The organism is Citrobacter rodentium NBRC 105723 = DSM 16636 (genome assembly GCF_021278985.1).
GTDB classification, from domain to species: Bacteria; Pseudomonadota; Gammaproteobacteria; order Enterobacterales; family Enterobacteriaceae; genus Citrobacter_A; species Citrobacter_A rodentium.
This window is the reverse complement of the sequence record NZ_CP082833.1, coordinates 1908122-1926372: the sequence shown is the minus strand read 5'-3', so window position 1 is coordinate 1926372 and position 18251 is coordinate 1908122. Positions and strand designations below refer to the sequence as shown.

Below are 18251 nucleotides of genomic sequence, written 5' to 3'. Positions count from 1 at the left end.
GAGGGAAAACGTGCGTGGTCGTTAATCGCCCCCTCCCACGGAGAGGAGGGGGCTGAAAGTGAAGGTTAGTGATTCAAAGATTGCGCGGTTTTCTCCTCCGCACCGATCGGCGCCGGAACATTGCCGAAGCGTCTGGCGTACAGCGCGGTAATAATCGGCACCAGAATGGCGGTGACAATCACGCTGGCGGCCACCAGCGCCGTTGCGGAGGCCGCGACCGGTTCAAACGCCGGGTTGATCTGCGCGATAATCACCGGGTTAGCCACCGCAGCGCCCGCCGCAGAAGAGGCCGCCACCCCCGCCGTACCGTTACCGCCGCCGATCACGCGGTCGGCGATAATCAGCGGAATACCGGTGATAATAATTACCGCCACACCCAGCAGAATACCCAGCAGGCCGGTATCGACGATAACGCTCAGGTTAATAGTGTTACCCAGCGCGAAGCCGAAGAACGGGATCAGCACCGGCGTCGCCTTGCTGAAGAATGCGCGCAGATCGTGGTCGAGGTTGCCCAGCGTAAAGCCAATCAGGAACGGCAATACCGCGCCGATGAAGTGATGCGGCTCGAAAGAGGCAAGGCCAGCGGTACCGAGGATCACCATTGTCATCAGCGGACCGGACTCCAGCGACATCAGAACGAACGCGCCGGACTCCTCTTTGGTGCCGTACTGGTTCATCAGGCTGGCGTACAGGCCGCCGTTGGTCATATCCATCGCGGAGACAATCGCCAGCACCGACAGGCCGGCAAAGAAACCGGTCTGAATGCCGGTATCCGGAATAAACGAGGCGGCGATCATGGCCACTACCCACGCCACGGCAATTTTGGTAATCACCAGCGTACCGGATTTACGTAATACCGTACCGGTGGCGCGTAAATCTATCGACGCACCGATACAAAAGAACCAGACGGCGAGAATCGGCACCGTGCCGCTAATCATGCCTTTCGTAAACGAACCAAAATACGCGCCCGTTTCCGGCGCCAGGGTATTTAAAATTGCGCCAAGCAGCAATGGAATCAACATCATCCCACCAGGGATGCGTTCAATAGTGGCTTTAATTTTCATAAACATCCTCACTTCTCGTTCGCAGAATGCGCGAACAAGGCGGCAAAAGGTATTGAAATTCAGTTTGTTATATTGAAAAGACAGGCAGGGGAAGCTGCGTTTTCTTTTCGTGGTACGTAACGATTGCGCCAGCTGTCAGCGGCTTTCGCGCCCCGGTGGTGTTACCTCGTCTCTTATCTTGCATTCATTGGAATATTGATTCAATCAAAACGAAACAGTGTTTTAGTTATCTTTGTCACATAATTAATCTAAACATTCGCACGAACTTTGCTTATTCAAAATAAGCGTAAAGAAGTTGTAAAAAAGCGCGGAAAATTTACATAGCAGGGGAATAGTGACCGCGGTGATTTTTCAGCAGGGAATAAGGATTTACCCAGAGCAGAGAGAGTAAAAAATGTGAACCTGTTACTGAGAAAAAGGGTCTGAGAATCACCTTATTTACGTTGTTTGACGGAATGCGCACATATATGTGAAGTTGATCACAAATTTAAACACTGGTAGGGTAAAGAGGTTATTAACCGCCCAATTCAGGCGTCAACAGGTTCGGTTGTACGACCCTTAACCGGTCTGTGTAAGTAAACCTGCTACGCTTGTTAAAGGAATTGCGCCCGCGCGATTCCAGCGCTCGACGGTGACGTTCGCGCAGGTTGCGCCAATGAACGCGGTATGCAGCGAGACAGGGCTTAGTCTATGAGGACAGCTATGCTGAAAAGGAAAAAAGTAAAACCGATTACGCTTCGCGACGTCACCATTATTGACGATGGTAAACTGCGCAAAGCCATTACCGCCGCTTCGCTGGGTAACGCGATGGAGTGGTTCGATTTTGGCGTCTACGGCTTCGTTGCCTACGCATTAGGTAAAGTCTTCTTCCCGGGGGCAGACCCCAGCGTGCAGATGATTGCCGCACTTGCCACCTTCTCCGTTCCCTTTCTGATTCGCCCGCTCGGTGGTTTGTTCTTCGGTATGCTCGGCGACAAATATGGTCGTCAGAAGATTCTGGCTATCACCATTGTCATTATGTCGATCAGTACGTTTTGTATCGGTCTGATCCCCTCCTATGCCTCGATAGGCATCTGGGCGCCGATCCTGCTGCTGCTGTGTAAGATAGCGCAGGGCTTTTCGGTGGGCGGCGAGTACACCGGCGCGTCGATCTTTGTCGCCGAGTATTCGCCTGACCGTAAGCGCGGCTTTATGGGCAGCTGGCTGGACTTTGGCTCGATTGCCGGGTTTGTGCTGGGCGCGGGCGTGGTGGTGCTGATCTCCACGGTCGTCGGCGAACAGAACTTCCTTGACTGGGGCTGGCGTATTCCGTTCTTTATCGCCCTGCCGTTAGGGATTATCGGGCTTTACCTGCGCCATGCGCTGGAAGAGACTCCGGCGTTCCAGCAGCATGTCGAAAAACTGGAACAGGGCGACCGCGAAGGGCTACAGGACGGGCCGAAAGTCTCCTTTAAAGAGATTGCGACGAAGCACTGGCGCAGCCTGCTGGCCTGTATCGGCCTGGTGATCGCCACCAACGTCACCTACTACATGCTGTTGACCTATATGCCGAGTTATCTGTCGCATAACCTGCACTACTCGGAAGATCACGGCGTGCTGATTATTATCGCCATTATGATCGGGATGCTGTTTGTCCAGCCGGTGATGGGGCTGCTGAGCGACCGCTTTGGCCGTCGACCGTTTGTGATTTTAGGCAGTATCGCGCTGTTTGTGCTGGCGATCCCGGCCTTTATCCTGATTAACAGCAACGTTATCGGCCTGATTTTCGCCGGTCTGCTGATGCTGGCGGTGATCCTGAACTGCTTCACCGGGGTTATGGCCTCCACGCTGCCGGCGATGTTCCCGACGCACATTCGTTACAGCGCGCTGGCGGCGGCATTTAATATCTCGGTGCTGATCGCCGGTCTGACGCCGACGCTGGCCGCCTGGCTGGTGGAAAGCTCGCGGGATCTGATGATGCCCGCCTATTACCTGATGGTGATTGCGGTGATTGGTCTTATTACCGGTATGACCATGAAAGAGACGGCGAACCGTCCGCTGAAAGGGGCGACGCCTGCCGCTTCCGATATTCAGGAAGCCAAAGAAATTCTTGGCGAGCACTACGATAACATCGAGCAGAAGATCGACAATATCGATCAGGAAATTGCCGACCTCCAGGAGAAGCGTTCGCGTCTGGTTCAGCAGCATCCGCGCATTGATGAGTAGGCCGGATAAAGCGTAAGCCGCCATCCGGCAGGTATTGCCTGATGGCGCTGCGCTTATCAGGCCTACAGATTTACCAGGCCTACGGGTGCCGACCTCCAGGAGAAGCGTTCGATGAGTAGGCCGGATAAGGCGTAAGCCGCCATCCGGCAGGGCGCCTTAAGGTTTACTTAATCTCACGCGGGCATACTCTTCTCTGTTTTCCGGAGGAGAGTGTGATGAAAAAACGTATCTGTGAAAGTCTGACAACAATATTCAGCGTTCTGGTGGTCAGCAGCTTCCTGTACATCTGGGTGACCACCTACTAAACCTTCTCCAGCACCACCGACGCGCGGGTGCCCGTGGCGTCGGCGCGGTTTTGCAGAAAGAACTGTCCGCGATGCAGCTGCGTGATGCGGCTGACAATGCTTAATCCCAGCCCGATGCCGCCAAAACGGCTGTCCATGCGCACAAAGGCTTTGCTTAATTCGCCGCACTTGCTCTCATCAATCCCCGGCCCCTGATCCTCAACTCCCATCACCGCCTGCTTCTCTGCGCATAACGTGATACTTATCGTCGTCCCCTGCGGGCTGTAGCGGTGGGCGTTTTCCACCAGATTGCGCAGCAGCATACGCAACAGCGTGGCGTCACCTTTGACCATTACTTCATCGCACGCTTGCGGCAGCAGCAACGTCTGCTCGCGCTGCCTGAGCATCGCGCTCAGCTCATCCCGGGAGGGCAGAATCACATCCTCCAGCAGCCGGACCTGCTGATAATTTCCCGATGAGAATGACTGGCCGACGCGGGCGAGCTGCAACAGCTGCGAGACGCTGTCCATCATCTGGTCCAGCCGCGCCACCAGCGGCGCGACGTCGATATTGTGCGCCTTTGACAGCAGTTCCAGGTGCAGGCGCACCCCGGCCAGCGGCGTGCGCAGTTCGTGCGCCACGTCGGCGGTAAACAGCCGTTCGTTTTCGAGGGTCGTGGTCAGCCGGTGCACCAGCTGATTGAGCGCGGAAACCACCGCTTCTATTTCGAGTGTTGAGCTACGGATGTCGACAGGCGTCAGGTTATCCGCCGTGCGGGTCTCCAGCTCCTTTTGCAGAGTGGCGAGCGGACGGGTAATGCGCCGCACCGCCTGATAACAAATCAGCAGCGTCAGGCTGACCATAAACACGCCGGGGACAATCAGGCTGGCGACCGCCTCGCGGATTTCATGCATAATGTGGCGGTCGTTGTTACGGTTATCCCGCAGCGCCTGTTCAAAAAGCTGAATCTGTTCGGTGCTTTCGTGCCAGAGCCAGAAGGTGCTGATAAGCTGGAAAACCAGCAGAATCAGGCCGATAGTCAACATCAGCCTCTGGCGCAGGGTCATGGGGCGGTGCAGAAAACGCGTCAGCTTCAATTAGCTTTCCTCCGTTGCGGTCGCCACCAGCATATAGCCAAAGCCGCGCACGGTGCGAATACGCGACTTGCCGACCTTGTCGCGCAGATTATGAATATGCACTTCCAGGGTGTTGGTGGAAGGTTCGTTGTCCCAGTTATAAATGTCGTTATAGAGAATTTCCCGATGCACCGGGCTACCGGCCTTCAGCATCAGCCTTGAGAGCAGGGCGTACTCTTTTGGCGTGAGCACCAGCTCTTCACCCGCTTTCCACACCTGCCGACGTCCCATATTGAGGGTCAAATCGCCGACCGTCAGTTCGCTTTCGCCCTGATTATGATGGCGGCGCAGCAGCGCGCGGATGCGGGCGTGCAGCTCCTCCAGCGCGAAGGGTTTTACCAGATAGTCGTCGGCGCCGACGTCCAGCCCGGAAATTTTGTCGGTAAGGGTGTCGCGGGCGGTCAGGATCAGCACCGGCAGGGTATATTTTTTCTGCCGGATACGCGCCAGGAAGTGCAGGCCGTCTTCATCCGGCAGGCCGAGGTCCAGCACCACCAGACTGTAGTGGCCGCTCTCCAGACATTGCTCCGCCGCGCGGGCGGTAGAGACGCCGTCGCAGGCGTACCCTTCCGTTTGCGCCGCCAGGATCAGTCCCTGCAACAACAGCGTATCGTCTTCCACAATCAATATTTTCATTCAGCGATTCTCCTGCAAGGCCGCAGGATGTCATCAGCGGCCCGGTACTGCGTGGTCTGCACGCCGGTCAGTCCCAGCATGGTTGAAAAAAGGTTGTCCTGCGAGTAATCCTGCGTGCGCGCCAGCTGTTGCAGGCAGTCCGCATTTACGCCGTAGCGCTGCTGATAATCCGGCGACAGCCACAGCAGCATCGGCACCTGTTTTTGCGTCTGTGGCGCAATGGCGTAAGGCAGGCCGTGCAGATAAACGCCATCTTCCCCCAGCGACTCGCCGTGGTCGGAAAGATAGACCAGGCTGGTGGTGAACCTGTCCTGGTGCGCTTTCAGGATATTAATTGCTTTATCAATAATATAGTCGACATAGCGCACGGTATTATCATAAGTATTCACCAGCTGCTGCTGTGAGCAGGTCTGGATTTCGTTGCTGTCGCAGGTTGGGGTAAATTGCCTGAACTGCGGCGGGTAGCGGTTGTAGTAGGTCGGACCGTGGCTGCCGATGGTGTGCAGCACAATCACCCCGTCGCCCTGCAAATGGCTGATGTACTCCTCCAGACCGTGGAACAGCACCTCGTCATAGCATTCGCCGTCAATACACTGTCCCTTCAGATTGAGGGCGGTGACGTTCTGGTGCGGCACGCGATCGCACGCGCCTTTGCAGCCGCCGTCGTTGTCGTTCCACAGCACGTTTATGCCCGCGCGCTGAATAATATCCAGCAGGCCTTCCTGATGGTGCGCCAGCTCCGCGTCATAATGCTTGCGTGGCATTCCGGAGAACATGCAGGGGACGGAGACGGCGGTGGCGGTGCCGCAGGAGGTGGTATGCGCGAAATAGATCACATTATCCTGCGCCAGCCGCGGGTTGGTTTCCCGCGGGTAGCCCCCAAGAGAGAAATTGGCCGCCCGCGAGGTTTCGCCGACGATGAGAATGGTCAGGTTTTTGCGCTCACCCGCCGCCATATGCGGGTTGCGATGGGCGTCTTCGCCAATGCGCACCAGCGGCAGATTCGCCAGCCTTTCGTGCGAGTACCACGACCACGAGGCTACCAGGCTGTTCGAGGGGCTGAGCGCCTTCACCAGCTGTTTATTATTACGAAACAGCGAGGCGTAATCCTTATAAAAGCAGGCGGCGACCAGCGCTATCAGCAATACGGAAGCGATGATGCTGACGCTGCGCCACAGTACGCCGCGCAGCGCGGATGAAGCCGGTTTGATTTTAATCCAGCAGGCGATAACGGCGGCGGCGATCCCGCTCAGGCCGAGCGTGAGCGCCATCTGCGGCGTGAGCAGGGCGAACGTTTCGGCGGGGGTGGTATCCATCATATTGGCGATCATTGAGCGATCGATAATGATGCCGTAGGTCAGAATGAAATACTGCGCCGCTGCGCCCGCCAGAATAAACAGACAGGCCAGCGGCCTGTGCAGCCAGAGAAACGAGGCCAGCGACAGAACGATATTGATCGCGCTAAACGCTACCAGCGGCATCGACAGAAAGACCAGCACGTTGCGCAGGGAGTCCAGCGGCAGATCCTGTATGAGCTGCTGATAAAAGGCGATATTCAGGCCAACGGCAAGATAAAACGAAACCAGCAGCAGCCAGGCGAGCAGTCTGAGAGAGGGTCTTTTGAACAGGCGCTTTAACATGGTGGTGAAGTCCATCAACGAAGTCGCGCCGATCTTCGCAGAGTAAAATTAAGCCAACCTTAAGAACTTAAGGTTGGCTTGTGCAGGGAGGCCGGGATTACTTCGCGCAGTTAGCGCACTGTTTGCTGACGATTTGCTGGAAGAAGTCGTTGCCTTTGTCATCCACAAGGATAAACGCCGGGAAGTCTTCCACTTCGATTTTCCAGATCGCTTCCATACCCAGTTCCGGATACTCCACGCACTCCAGATGTTTGATGCTCTGCTGCGCCAGTACCGCCGCCGGGCCGCCGATGCTGCCCAGATAGAAACCGCCGTGTTTGTGGCAGGCGTCGGTCACCTGTTGGCTGCGGTTGCCCTTTGCCAGCATGATCATGCTGCCGCCGTGAGACTGTAGCAGATCGACGTAAGAGTCCATGCGGCCTGCGGTGGTCGGGCCTAACGAACCGGACGGATAGCCCGCCGGGGTTTTCGCCGGTCCGGCATAGTAGATTGGGTGATCTTTGATGTACTGCGGCAGCCCTTCGCCGGACTCGATGCGCTCTTTCAGCTTCGCGTGGGCAATGTCGCGACCCACGATAATGGTCCCGGTCAGCGACAGGCGCGTGGAGACCGGATACTGCGAAAGCTGGGCTAAGATCTCTTTCATCGGACGGTTGAGGTCTACCTTCACCACGTCGCCTTCGCCTGCCTGACGCAGGGCTTCTGGAATGTAGCGGCCCGGATTGTGCTCCAGTTTTTCGATCCAGATCCCTTCGCGGTTGATCTTCGCCTTAATGTTACGATCGGCGGAGCAGGAGACGCCCATCCCTACCGGGCAGGACGCGCCGTGGCGCGGCAGACGGATCACGCGGATATCATGGGCGAAATATTTGCCGCCGAACTGCGCGCCGAGGCCCAGTTTTTGCGCTTCCGCCAGCAGTTCCTGCTCCAGCTGCGTATCGCGGAATGCCTGGCCGTGCTCGTTGCCTTCGGTTGGCAGACCGTCGTAATAGTGCGTACTGGCGAGCTTGACGGTTTTCAGCGTACTTTCCGCTGAGGTGCCGCCAATCACAAAGGCGATATGGTACGGCGGGCAGGCCGCGGTGCCGAGCGTGCGCATCTTCTCAACGAGGAAGTTTTTCAGCTTGCCGGGGGTGAGCAGCGCTTTGGTTTCCTGGTAAAGATAGGTTTTGTTTGCGGAACCGCCGCCCTTCGCTACGCAGAGGAATTTGTACTCGTCGCCGTCGACGGAATACAGGTCGATCTGCGCCGGCAGGTTGGTGCCGGTGTTCACTTCCTTGTACATATCCAGTGCCGCGTTCTGCGAGTAGCGCAGGTTGTCCTCAATATAGGTGTTATATACGCCGCGGGACAGGGCCGCTTCGTCACCGCCGCCGGTCCAGACGCGCTGCCCTTTTTTACCGACGATAATCGCGGTGCCGGTATCCTGGCAGGTCGGCAGAATGCCTTTGGCGGCGATTTCGGAGTTTCTCAGGAACTGCAGGGCGACGTATTTGTCGTTTTCGCTGGCTTCGGGGTCGTGGAGAATGGAGGTGACTTGTTGCTGATGTTCAGGGCGGAGCAGGAAAGAGGCGTCGTGGAAGGCTTGCTGCGCCAGCAGCGTCAGGGCCTGCGGCTCGACCTTCAGGATGGATTCTCCTTCGAACTCGCTCACGCTGACGTAGTCGGAGGTGAGCAGGTAATACTCTGTTTTGTCTTCCCCCATCGGGAAAGGCGCCTGATAAAAGAACTCTTTATTTGACATGTGCTTCCAGCCTGTTGATTTTTCTGAATATTATAAGTGGCGTGCCGCCCGGCGACGAGCGGCACGCGGGATGCCTTTACAGGAATCCGTACATGGCGGCGAAGATCCAGCCAAACACGCAGGATACGCTTACGCCAATCAACCCCGGCAGAATAAAGCTGTGGTTAATGACGAAGCGACCAATGTGGGTGGTGCCGGAGCGGTCGAACTGAATCGCCGCCAGATCGCTCGGGTAGGTCGGCAGAATATAGTAGCCGTAGCACGCCGGCGCGGACGCCACGATATACGCCGGATCGACGCCGATGGCCAGCGCCAGTGGGACCACTGCCGCCAGCGCCGCGGCCTGCGAGTTAACAAACTTGGAAACCAGCAGCAGCACGATCGCGTAGGCCCACGGATACTCTTTCACCATGTTGCCCAGCACGCCTTCGATCTCAGACAGATGCGCGCCGAACATTGTTTCCGCCATCCAGGCGATACCGTATACCGCCACAATGGCGATCATACCTGAGCGGAAGACCTCGTTTTTTGAGATAGACGCGGGATTGGTTTTGGTCAGGATAATAATTAACGCGCCGGTCAGCAGCATAAACATCTGAATGACCAGAACCATCGACAGCGGTTTACCGTTAAAGACCGGACGCAGTTCAGAGAAGGCGCCCAGCAGCGCGACGACGGCAATAGCCGCGAGGAAGATCCACATCGCCAGCCAGTTGCTCTTCGGCAGCTTTTTGTCCAGTAGCGTCGCGGTGTCGCCATAGACGTAGTGATGGTTTTCCGGAACGGAGATGAACTTCTGGAACGCTTCGTCTTTATCCAGATCTTTACCGCGGAACCAGCTGAAAATACCGATCGCCAGGATACCCAGCAGTGTGGACGGTATGGTGATGGAGAGCAGGTCGAGGAACTCGAGGTGTCTGCCGTTGAAGGTAAAGTTGCCCAGCATGGCGACCAGCGAGACGACCGCTACGGAAACCGGGCTGGCGATAATCCCCATCTGCGCGCCGATAGAGCTGGCGGCCATCGGACGTTCCGGACGAATGTTGTTTTTAATCGCCACGTCGTAGATGATCGGCAGGATGGTGTACACCACGTGGCCCGTACCGCAGAGGATTGTCAGCGTACAGGTCACGAACGGCGCGACGATGGAGACATATTTCGGGTTGCGGCGCAGCATTTTTTCGGCGATCTGCAGCATCACGTCCAGACCCCCGGAGGCCTGTAGCGTTGCCGAGGCCGCGACCACCGCGATGATGACCAGCATAACGTCAACCGGCGGTTTACCCGGCTGGAGGTGGAAAACGAAAACCAGAATGACCAGGCCGATACCGCCTAACAGACCCAGCGCGATACCGCCTTTCCTGGCGCCATAAAACAAACATATTAATATTATGATAAGTTGTATACTAAATAGCATTTATTTACCCTCGCGAAAAACAATCAATTTTGATAAATAGATCACAGCCATGTTCTGTTTTTTGTGAATTGGGTGCAGAGCCTGGCGAATATGCGTTTCGTTTAAAAGCGTGATTAATTTGTGAACATTGAATAAGAATTTTCATTGCGCGCAGAGAAATTCTTATCGACTAATTTGATGTTTTCAGGAAGCCGCGCTCCCTGGCGATGGGCAGGTTTGAAAAAGGAAGGCAGAAGCCGTCCTGGCGCTTCTTTTTCTATTGTATTGAAATAGATGAACATCTTTTCTGCTCACAAAATGCGCTTGTCCCTGAGTCGCGGCATGAACGCCTTTGCCGCTGTTTATATTTTTTATCTGTCCGTCGATATTTCCAGACTACTCCTTTTTGGTTAAAAATACAGACTCCATCAGTCAGTTAATACTTTATTAACTTTTGTTAGCGTTTTTGAAATTAAAAACAATGTGACGCCCGGCAATAATAACCCAGAGGACGCGAAGGTGGATAGTTAATATATTTGATCTGGCACAATTTACGAATTTTCTCGCGCCGGCCGCAACGTTATTAATTTTTCATTATTGTAATAATTGTTACCAATATATAACGAAATAATCCGCAGCAGCGCCGTTGGCGTCTACTGACAATATTGCTTAAGTAAAGAATAATGTTCAGCCTGAATACGGTAGCGGTATACCGGACGTCCCGTTACGCCATAATGGATGCTGGTAAACAGAATATGACAGTTAACCAGCCAGATAAGGTATTTACGACAGGAGACGCGGGAGATATTCACCGCATTCGCCAGTTCATCGGTGGAAAACTCATAGTCCTGATGGGCGTCAATCCACTGGCACAGCGTGCGCAGCGTTTGCGGCGTTAAGCCTTTCGGCAGGCGACGGGCGTCCTGCTCGTGGGAAGCGCTGCCGTGAATCAGCTGGTCAAGCTCAGACTGTTCATAATACTGGTGCTTATCCATGTCCCGTTTCTTTTGCAGCCAGCCGGTGAGCGCTTCTGCAAAGCGCGACGCCTGGAACGGCTTGATCAAGTAGTCAACGACACCGTAGTGCAGGGAGTCCTTGATGGTGGCGGCGTCGGCAGCAGAGGAGATCACGATCACGTCGCTTTTACAGCCGGCCGCGTGCAGCTGCGGCAGCAGATCCAGTCCACTCTCTTTTTGCAGATAAATATCCAGCAAAATCAGATCGATGTGCGTATCGCTCTCGAAAATAACCTCTTTGGCCTGGGTAAGCGTAGAGGCGGTGCCACAGCACTGAAAACCGGGGATCTGCGCGACATAGCGGCGATTTAACTCCGCGACCATCGCATCGTCATCGATAATAAAGACATTGATCATGTGCTGGCCCTCTCCCCATCCCAGGGGATCTGTACGAAAAATTGTGTGTAAACGCCGGGTTCGGATTCCACGGAAATATTGCCGCCAAGACTTTCAACTTGTTGTTTAACAAGCGCTAAACCAACGCCGCGTCCAGTTCCTTTAGACGAGACGCCTTTAGCAAAAATAGCGTCGATACGGTCCGGCTCGATGCCAGGACCGTCATCGTTGACTTCACAGTGTAGCCAGCCGTTGCGATAGTATAAGGAGACGCTAATTTCACCGTCGGGCTGTTGCGCTAAGGCATCGAGCGCGTTTTCGATCAAATTTCCCAGTACGGTAATTAATACCGCAACCTGATTTTCATTGCCGCTGTCCGGTACCTGGCTGTCGTGGCTAATCAGCAGCTTATGCCCTGAATCGGAGGTGCGATTAATCTTACTGAGTAAAAATCCCGCGATCACCGGTGATTTTATTTTGCCCAACAGCGAGCCGATCTCTTCCTGATAGTTATTCGCTGTCTTAATAATATACTCTTCAAGCTGCTCATAACTCTTCAGATGTAACAAACCGAGAATCACATGTAATTTATTCATGAATTCGTGGGATCGTTCACGGAGTGAGTCGGCGTAGTTCTCCATGCCGTCCAGCCGCTGCATCAGCTGGCGGACTTCGGTTTTATCCCTGAAGGTCGAGATCGCGCCAATAATGTTGCCGTTGCTGCGTACCGGAACGGTGTTAATCAACAGCAGCCGGTCTTTGATGTTGATCTCTTCGTCGCGATGCGGCGTGCCGTCGCGCAGGACGTCGCTTAAATCCACCACCTGCGCCCACGCGTGGCTCAGGGTGGAAAGCTGGGCATCATCCTGCGACTTACGGTAGTTCAGCAGCTCCTGCGCGGCGTGGTTGATAAGCGTGACTTCGCCGTTATCGTCAACGGCAATCACCCCTTCTTTTATCGACTGCAACATCGCCTGGCGCTGTTCAAACAGGGTGGAGATTTCATAGGGTTCCAGCCCGAACAGGATCCGCTTAAGCACTTTCACCAGCGCCCACGTGCCCAGCAGGCCGACCAGCACGCCAAAGAGCACCGACCAGATGATGCTGCCGCGGCTGTTGTTGATCTGCTCGGTGACCCGGCTTAGCTCCAGACCTATCGACACCACGCCTATCTGCCGGTGCTGGTCGTCATAAACCGGCGTAAACACGCGTAGCGCTTTGGCGAGAAAGCCACGGTTGATGGCGACATTCTCTTTGCCATCCAGCGCCAGCAAAATATCGTCGCCTTTGAACGGCTGGCCAATACGCTGGGCCTCCGGATGGGAATAGCGCAGGCTGTTCATGTCGGTAACGACGATGAACAGCATATCGTTTCGCTTGCGCACCGCTTCGGCAATCGCCTGAATCCCGCTCTCTTCCGGCTTTTTCATCAGCCCCTGGCGAATATCCGGCGAATCGGCCAGCGCGCGGGCCACCGCCAGCGCTTTATCCGCCAGCGCATCACTCGTCATGCGGCTGATTTGGGAAAAGTAAATCAGATGGACCACCAGCAGGACGGAAAACAGCACGGCGCTGACCATTAAAATCACCGTCGTACCGAGTTTCATCGGTCTTTTGCGTAGCTTGCGGCAGGGCAGGGGATATCTCATGGTGGTCCCGGATTGACATTCGAGTCGGTATTATCCCTATTGAGAGGCGTAATTCAAAGGCGCCAGGATCGATCGGCGTAGCAGGCGCGCGATTATCAGATAATTTTTTTCCCGTCTGGCTCAGCAGCCGGCGGCAATATAATCGCCGTTAGCGCTGATGGGGATCACCGTCAGGAACAGGACGGCGGCAAACAGTATCAGCACTACGCCGCCGACGATTTTCGCCGCCGGGGCAAGCCATTGCAGCGTGGAGCCATTATCGAACCACGCCAGCGTCCGGTTACGCGCGTAGCGCACCGCCAGCGACAGCCCCATGATCGACAGCGCGGTGCCGAAGGACATTGTCATCACTGCCGCAATGCCCCAGCTGACAATGCCGAGGGCGTTGGAAAAGAGCAGGATCATGATTGCGCCGCTGCAGGGACGGGCGCCGATGGCGAGGATCACCCCCAGGCGCGTTTTCCATCTGCTGTCGGCGAGATCGCGGCCCACGCCGTGATGACCGCAGCCGCACTTTTCGCTGTGCGAATGCTGTGGGGTGAAGCGGGTGAAGACGACGGGATGTGGGCGCAGACTTTTCAGCGCCTGATAGATCAGAAACGCGCCAAAGCTGCCGATCAGCACGGCGCTGATTTTTTCCACATACCAGCGGCTGGTGCTGAGATCGCCGGAGGCGAGGTTAAAGCCAATCGCCAGAATAAACACAAACAGAATTGCGCTCACCCCCTGCATCAGACTGCCGACAAACGGCACAACCCGCGCGGCCAGCAGGCTTTCCTTATTGGTGCTCAGATAGGTAGTGACAATAAATTTCCCGTGCCCCGGACCGATGGCATGCAGCACGCCATACAGAAACGCGCCGGTCAGCAGCCAGAACCCGCCGCTGTACTGGTGGTTGTTGAGCTGTAGCAGATACATCACCAGATAACGGTGCAGGGTGATTTGCGCCGCCAGACACCACTGAATAAACGCGCCCCAATGCATATGCAGGGTATAGCCGACGGCAAACAGCATCAGGGTCAGGATGCCAGCCAGCGACAGGCGCAGGGAAGGGGCTGCTCTTAACAGGGACATAATTTCGCCTGGTGATGAATACTGCAAAAAGTATAACTGCGGTCAGACAATAAAGGAAAACGTTGCGCTAAGCGGCGCAGCGCTGGTTACTCTTCGACCATTTTTCGCTTGATCGGCGTCAAGCGCCTAACTGCCATACTACTTTATGATGATAATCGCTTACTTATTAATAATAAGTATGGACGCAATGTGGGAAATTTAACATGGAAATAAACAAGTGGCTCAACGCCAGGCTGTCCCGACGAGACGCCGTGACCGGTACGGCAAAAGTCGGCGCTGCCGTCGCCCTGAGTAACGCGATTACCTTACCTTTCTCTACCGCTGCGCATGCGCAGGCCCCTTCTTCCCCGGCTCCGGCTGAAAATGGCGAAACCGTCCGCCACAGCGCGTGCCTGGTCAACTGCGGCAGCCGCTGTCCGCTGAAGGTGATCGTCAAAGACGACCGTATTGTGCGTATTGAACCGGAAGACGCGAAGGATGACGCGGTATTTGGCGAACACCAGATTCGCCCCTGCCTGCGCGGGCGCTCCAGCCGCTGGCGCGTTTATAGTCCGGATCGCATTAAATATCCGATGAAGCGCGTCGGCAAACGCGGCGAAGGGAAATTCAAACGCATTTCCTGGGATGAGGCGACCGCCTTTATCGCTGCGGAAATGAAGCGCGTCAGCGAAAAATATGGCCGGGAAGCCATTTACTATAATTATCAGTCTGGCGCCTACTACCACACGCAGGGGTCGCCAGCGTGGAAGCGCCTGCTTAACCTCACCGGCGGCTATCTGAACTACCACAACACCTATTCCACCGCGCAAATCGCCACCGCAACGCCTTACACCCACGGCAAGTATGTCGGCAGCCACTTTACCCAGGTCGCCCATTCCGATCTGGTGGTGCTGTTTGGCCTGAATCTGTCAGAAACGCGGATGTCCGGCGGCGGTCAGGTGGAGGAGCTGCGTCGCGCGTTGGAAGTCTCCAGAGCGCGGGTGATTATTATCGACCCGCGCTATACCGACTCGGTGATTACGGAACACGCCGAATGGCTGCCGATTCGCCCGACCACCGATGCCGCGCTGGTGGCCGGTATCGCCCATACGCTGATTAGTGAGCAACTGATTGACGAAGCGCAGGTGAATAAATATTGCGTCGGCTACGACAGCAGCACCCTGCCGGAAGGGGCCGCGCCGAACGCCAGCTACAAAGATTATGTGCTGGGCAACGGCGATGACGGTATCGCCAAAACGCCGGAGTGGGCGGCAGAGATCACCGGTATTCCGGCGGCGCGGATTCGCCAGCTGGCGCGTGATATCGCCTCAGCCCGCGCCTGCTACATCTGCCAGGGCTGGGGGCCGCAGCGCCACGCCAACGGCGAACAGACCGTGCGCGCAATTCAGACGCTGCCGGCGTTAACCGGGCATTTCGGTCTGCCGGGCACCAACAACGGCAACTGGCCGTACGGCACGCCGTATGGCGTACCGTTGCTGCCGATTCTGACCAACCCGGTGAAAACGTCTATCCCATGCTATCTGTGGACCGATGCGATTCAGAACCCGGAAAAAATGACCGCCACCACGATGGGGGTCAAAAACGCGGAGCGGCTGAAAACCGGCATTAAGCTGTTCTTCAACCAGGCCGGGAACACGCTGCTGAACCAGCACGGCGAAACCAACCGCACGCGCAAAATTCTCGCCGATGAAAGCCTGTGCGAAACCATTATCGTCATTGAAAACCATATGACGCCGAGCGCGAAATACGCCGATATTCTGCTGCCGGAAACCAGCTATCTCGAAGCGGAAGATCTGGTGGACAGTTCCTACTCGGCGGGGTCGCATAACTACATGATCGCCATTCAGAAAACCATCACTCCGATGTGGGAAGTGCGCAGCACCTACGACGTTTGCGCCGACATCGCCGGGCATCTGGGGCTGCGCGAAGCGTACACCGAAGGCAGAACCCAGGCGCAGTGGGCGGAACTGCACTATCAGCAGATCCGGGAAAAACGCCCGTACCTGCCGGAGTGGTCGGTGGCGAAAGAGATGGGCGTGATCGATCAGCGCGTCGCGACGGAGAAACAGAGCCTGGCCTTTGCCGACTTCCGCGCCGACGCCGGGGCGAACCCACTCTCCACGCCCTCCGGAAAGATTGAGATCTACTCCCGGGCGCTGGCGGATCTGGCGAAAAGCTGGACGCTGCCGGAAGGCGATCGCATCCCGGCGATACCTGAGTTCTGCGTCGTCAAAGAGTCGCATCTTAATAAAACGCTGACCGCGAAATATCCGCTACAGCTGAGCGGTTTTCATACTAAAGGCCATACCCACTCCACCTACACCAACTACTGATGCTGCACGAAGCGGTGCCGGACGAGGTGTGGATCAACCCGATCGACGCCGAAGCGCGGCAGCTGAACTCCGGCGATCTGGTGCACGTGTATAACGATCGCGGCGTAGTGGCGATCCCTTGTAAGGTGACGCAGCGTATTCTGCCGGGCGTGGTGGCGATGCCGCAGGGGGCGTGGACCCGGCTGGATGGCAACGGCGTGGACGTCGGCGGGTGCATCAACACCCTGACCAGCCATCTGCCGTCGCCGCTGGCGAAAGGGAATCCGCAGCATACCAACCTGGTTGAAATCAAACGCGCTTAAGGAGTGAACCGCAATGAAACAGTATGGCTTTTACGTTGACTCCTCGCGCTGCTCCGGCTGTAAAACCTGCCAGGTCAGCTGCAAGGATAATAAAGATCTGGATGTCGGGCCGAAATTCCGTCGCGTCTATGAATACGGCGGCGGCAGCTGGGTGAAAGAGGGCGAAAGCTGGCATAACGATACCTTCAGCTACTATCTCTCGATCGCCTGTAACCACTGCGATGAGCCGGTGTGCGTTTCCGGCTGCCCGACCGGGGCGATGCATAAGCGCGAAGAAGATGGTCTGGTGCTGGTGGACGACAGCGTCTGCGTGGGCTGCCGCTACTGCGAAATGCGCTGCCCGTACGGCGCGCCGCAGTTCGACCCGCAGGCGAAAGTAATGCGTAAATGTGACGGCTGCCTCGACCGGCTGGAGAAAAACCTGCGTCCGATCTGCGTGGACTCCTGTCCTCAGCGCGCGCTGGACTTCGGCCCGATTGATGAACTGCGGGCGAAATACGGCAGTGAAAATGAAATCGCGCCGCTGCCCTCCGCGTCATTTACCCATCCGAACCTGATTATTAAACCGCACCCGAAAGCGCGACCGACGGGGGACAAGGAAGGGGCAATCATGAACATCAGGGAGGTGCGTCATGCATGAGTTACCGCTGGTCTTTTTTACCGTCTTTACCCAGAGCGCGGTCGGCGCGTTTATTCTGCTGCTGATTGGCGGCACGCTCGGCAAGATTGACGCGCGGCGGATGGCGATTGGCCTGTTTTCCGCGATGTGTCTGTTCGGCGTTGGCGTGCTGTTGGGGATCTTCCACGTTGGACAGCCGCTGCGGGCGTTAAATATGCTGCTGCGCGTGGGCCACTCGCCCATGAGCAATGAGATTGCGCTTTCCGCCGTGTTCGCCACGCTGGGCGGCCTGGGTTCCCTCGGGTTGCTGCTGAATCGTGGCGTGGCGCTGTGTAAGGCGCTGGTGTGGCTGGCGGCAATTGTCGGCGTGGTCTTTATTCTGGCGATCCCGCAGATCTATCAGTTGCCGACCGTAGCGACGTGGCGCTCGTCTTATACCACCGCGATGATGGTGCTGACGCCGTTAATTGGCGGCGGTATTCTGGCGGGTCTGTTCGGTCTGCGTCCGGCGCTGCTGGTCAGCGTGCTGGCGATCCTCGTCAGCTTCTGCCTGCGTCCGGGCTATATGTCGACGCTGATGAGCGCCGACGGGGTATTAACCGCCGCTCAGGCCAGCTGGTTTACCGCGCAGGCGGTACTGCTGGCGGCGGGCGTTATGGGCATTGTGGTCTGGGCGCGATTCAGAACGAACGTGGCGGCGCTGGCGGCGACGGCGCTGGTGGTTATCGGCGCGGAGCTGGTGGGGCGCATCGCGTTTTACAATCTCTGGACGCTGCCGATGTAACCTTTCAGGCCGGATAAGCGCCATCAGGCAGAT

General features: G+C 56.4%; 13 protein-coding genes and 1 pseudogene. 5 read left to right on the top strand and 9 right to left on the bottom strand.

Annotation, left to right across the window (positions count from 1 at the left end; translation table 11 throughout):
* Positions 1 to 65: 65 nt before the first annotated feature.
* Positions 66 to 1064 (bottom strand): 2-keto-3-deoxygluconate transporter, encoded by a 999-nt coding sequence (gene kdgT / locus K7R23_RS09140; RefSeq protein WP_012907536.1) that lies wholly within the window; start codon positions 1062 to 1064, stop codon positions 66 to 68.
* A 702-nt stretch (positions 1065 to 1766) separates the two neighbouring features.
* Between kdgT and proP the strand changes: the two genes are divergently transcribed.
* Together proP and pmrR are read left to right on the top strand one after the other, a co-directional pair.
* Complete coding sequence (proP, locus tag K7R23_RS09135) at positions 1767 to 3269, top strand: glycine betaine/L-proline transporter ProP (RefSeq protein ID WP_012907537.1); 1503 nt, start codon at positions 1767 to 1769, stop codon at positions 3267 to 3269.
* Positions 3270 to 3484: 215 nt separating this feature from the next.
* On the top strand, positions 3485 to 3574 hold the full coding sequence (gene pmrR / locus K7R23_RS09130) for an LpxT activity modulator PmrR (RefSeq protein ID WP_042623084.1): 90 nt from the start codon (positions 3485 to 3487) through the stop codon (positions 3572 to 3574).
* On the opposite strand, the gene pmrB is transcribed toward pmrR, so the two are convergent.
* From pmrB to K7R23_RS09090, 8 genes are all read right to left on the bottom strand, one after another.
* The gene (pmrB, locus tag K7R23_RS09125; RefSeq protein WP_024132926.1) at positions 3571 to 4650 is read right to left on the bottom strand and encodes a two-component system sensor histidine kinase PmrB; all 1080 of its coding nucleotides are present in this window, start codon (positions 4648 to 4650) and stop codon (positions 3571 to 3573) included. The genes pmrR and pmrB overlap by 4 nt on opposite strands.
* Positions 4651 to 5325 (bottom strand): two-component system response regulator BasR, encoded by a 675-nt coding sequence (basR, locus tag K7R23_RS09120; protein WP_012907539.1) that lies wholly within the window; start codon positions 5323 to 5325, stop codon positions 4651 to 4653.
* Positions 5322 to 6965 carry a phosphoethanolamine transferase EptA gene (gene eptA, locus K7R23_RS09115; RefSeq protein WP_012907540.1) on the bottom strand — a complete coding sequence of 548 codons (1644 nt, stop codon included), beginning with the start codon at positions 6963 to 6965 and terminating at the stop codon, positions 5322 to 5324. Before eptA ends, basR begins: the two co-directional genes overlap by 4 nt.
* A 97-nt stretch (positions 6966 to 7062) precedes the next feature.
* Entirely contained in the window at positions 7063 to 8709 is a 1647-nt protein-coding gene (gene fumA / locus K7R23_RS09110) for a class I fumarate hydratase FumA (RefSeq protein WP_012907541.1), read from the bottom strand.
* A gap of 76 nt (positions 8710 to 8785) precedes the next feature.
* Entirely contained in the window at positions 8786 to 10126 is a 1341-nt protein-coding gene (dcuB, locus tag K7R23_RS09105; protein WP_012907542.1) for an anaerobic C4-dicarboxylate transporter DcuB, read from the bottom strand.
* A gap of 632 nt (positions 10127 to 10758) precedes the next feature.
* A complete protein-coding gene (gene dcuR, locus K7R23_RS09100; protein ID WP_012907543.1) occupies positions 10759 to 11478 on the bottom strand; it encodes a two-component system response regulator DcuR in 720 nt (239 codons plus the stop codon).
* A complete protein-coding gene (locus K7R23_RS09095) occupies positions 11475 to 13106 on the bottom strand; it encodes a sensor histidine kinase (RefSeq protein ID WP_012907544.1) in 1632 nt (543 codons plus the stop codon). Before K7R23_RS09095 ends, dcuR begins: the two co-directional genes overlap by 4 nt.
* A gap of 120 nt (positions 13107 to 13226) precedes the next feature.
* Positions 13227 to 14120, bottom strand: a complete 894-nt coding sequence (locus tag K7R23_RS09090; protein WP_374952018.1) for a nickel/cobalt transporter — start codon at positions 14118 to 14120, stop codon at positions 13227 to 13229.
* Between the two features lie 263 nt (positions 14121 to 14383).
* Between K7R23_RS09090 and K7R23_RS09085 the strand changes: the two are divergent.
* The 3 genes and pseudogenes from K7R23_RS09085 to K7R23_RS09075 all read left to right on the top strand — a co-directional run bounded on the left by K7R23_RS09085 (position 14384) and on the right by K7R23_RS09075 (position 18218).
* Positions 14384 to 16815: pseudogene (locus K7R23_RS09085) on the top strand (DMSO/selenate family reductase complex A subunit).
* Positions 16816 to 16828: 13 nt separating this feature from the next.
* Complete coding sequence (locus tag K7R23_RS09080; protein ID WP_012907546.1) at positions 16829 to 17455, top strand: DMSO/selenate family reductase complex B subunit; 627 nt, start codon at positions 16829 to 16831, stop codon at positions 17453 to 17455.
* Entirely contained in the window at positions 17448 to 18218 is a 771-nt protein-coding gene (locus tag K7R23_RS09075; protein ID WP_012907547.1) for a dimethyl sulfoxide reductase anchor subunit family protein, read from the top strand. Before K7R23_RS09080 ends, K7R23_RS09075 begins: the two co-directional genes overlap by 8 nt.
* The last annotated feature ends 33 nt before the right edge of the window (positions 18219 to 18251 follow it).